The sequence below is a fragment of the Neisseria sp. P0021.S005 genome, from assembly GCF_051956955.1.
Genome location: NZ_JBQCWY010000563.1, coordinates 1 through 1,995 on the forward strand (window position 1 = coordinate 1; position 1,995 = coordinate 1,995).

Below are 1,995 nucleotides of genomic sequence, written 5' to 3' on the forward strand. Positions count from 1 at the left end.
ATTGACAGGCCTTTAATGATGATATTGCGATACCTTTCAGACGGCCTTGATTTATTCAGTAAAAAAAGTATGTGCGCCCAAATAGTTTTTTGCGTAGAACGGAGTGGAAAGTTTTTCGGTTTTGATGGTTTTACCGCTGCTGGGGGCGTGAATAAATTCGCCGTTGCCGATGTAGAGGCCGACATGGGAATATTTGTGTGCGCCGCCGGTATTGAAGAAGACAAGATCGCCGGCTTTCAATTTGCTGTCGGGAATTTTTCGGCTGGCTGCGGCCATATCGCGTGCGGTGCGTGGCAGATTGACGTTGAGGGCGTTTTTATAGACGAATTGGATCATGCCGCTACAGTCAAAGCCTGTGGCTGTGGTGCTGCCTCCCCATTTGTAGGGCGTACCGATCAGGCCTAGGCTGTGAAGCATCAATTCCTGCGAACCTTGGGTGTGGTCGATATGGGAAATGCGGACAGGTTGGATTGTTCTGGCGGTTGTTTGCGGCTTGTGGGATTTATGCTTGCCAGTGGTGCCGCAGGAGGCCAACAATAAGCAGGTGGTACAAACAAATAGGGTTTTGCAGATGAGTCGAGACATGGTGAATTCCTCCGGCTGCATGATTTTTGTTTTCAGACGGCCTCTATAATAATCCTTCTATGGGCAGGATGGACAGGATTTTTGAAGTCATCCGTTTCCAGAACTTGGCTTCGGGTTCGTGTGCGTAAGTTCGTTTTTCGCTTGGGTCATACCAGTATAGTTTGTTGTAATTGCCAAGCGTTACCTGATAGGCGTAGCTTGGGGTGGTCGTAACGAGGGTGCGCTGCATTTGGCCTGCGATTTCGGGGCTTTCGATGACGACACCCATTTCGGTATTGAGGCGTGCGGAGCGTGGGTCGAGGTTGAATGAGCCGATGAAAACGCGTTTCTCGTCCACGATGAATGTTTTGGCATGCAGGCTGGTGGTGGAGCTACCGGTTAAGCCGCGGTCTTTGGTGGTCGGAACGGCATGATTGGGTTGGAGTTCGTATAGTTTGACCCCGGCTTTGAGCAAAGGCTTGCGGTATTTGACGTAGCCGGAATGGACGGCGGCAACGTCGGTTGCTTGGAGCGAATTGGTCAAAACGGTAACGTCCACGCCGTTGTGTATCAGTTTTTCTATGGCTTTGACACCTGATTTTGTGGGTACAAAATAGGGCGAGACAAGGTAAACGCTTTTTTCAGGTTGCTTGAGGGCGTCTTGCAGGCGTTCGGAAATAGGCGGTTTGTGCCGGTCGCGGTCTAAGCCTTTGGCCGGGTCATCGCTGATCAGGCGTGTGCTGACGCTTTGCCACTCCATAAGGTTGCTCTGCATTTTTTGATAGAGGTTGGAGTGTTCGATGCTTTGACGGTAGCGGATGAGCGTTTGGTTTTTATCTTGGTCGGTGTAATCAAGCTCTGCCAATCCTTTTTTCAGGTTTCCCCGTTTGATAATGCTGGTCGCGTTGTAGGCGGAATGGCTTGCCCAATAGCGGTCGAAGTCTTGGGACACTTCTGTTACTACGCGGCCTGTGGCGAGGATATCGAGGTCGGCAAAGATGGTATCGTCGTTAACCTTAAAATATTCGTCGCCGATATTGCGTCCGCCCAAAATGGTGGCACGGTTGTCGGCGGTAAACGATTTGTTGTGCATCCGGCGGTTAAGTCGCGGAAAGTCAGCAACGTAGCCGAGTGCACGCCATTTTCTGAAAATAAAGGGATTAAACAGACGGACTTCAATATTGGGATGATTGTCGAGTGCCAGCAGGAGATCATCCATGCCGTTGGTGTTGTTGTCGTCCAGAAGCAAACGCACACGGACGCCGCGTTCAGCTGCACGATGAATCAGGTTGAACAGAAGCTTGCCGGAGATGTCGTTGTGCCAGATATAGTATTGTAAATCGAGGGTATGGTCGGCGGATTCAATCAGGGTAGCACGAGCGACAAAGGCTTCATGGGCATCGTTCAGCAGATAGATATGGGAAACATCAG

2 protein-coding genes are annotated in these 1,995 nt (G+C 50.6%); both read right to left on the reverse strand.

Going from position 1 to position 1,995, the window contains the following annotated elements:
- Positions 1–51: 51 nt before the first annotated feature.
- Positions 52–585, reverse strand: a complete 534-nt coding sequence (locus tag ACTHUE_RS16900) for a C40 family peptidase (RefSeq protein WP_070827048.1) — start codon at positions 583–585, stop codon at positions 52–54.
- A 43-nt stretch (positions 586–628) separates the two neighbouring features.
- Positions 629–1,995 (reverse strand): phospholipase D family protein (locus ACTHUE_RS16905; protein ID WP_440424033.1); only part of this gene is annotated, 1,367 nt, incomplete at its 5' end.

Coding starts and splice junctions, on each gene's coding strand:
- ACTHUE_RS16900 (WP_070827048.1), bottom strand. CDS start 585: ATGTCTCGACTCATCTGCAAAACCCTATTTGTTTGTACCACCTGCTTA.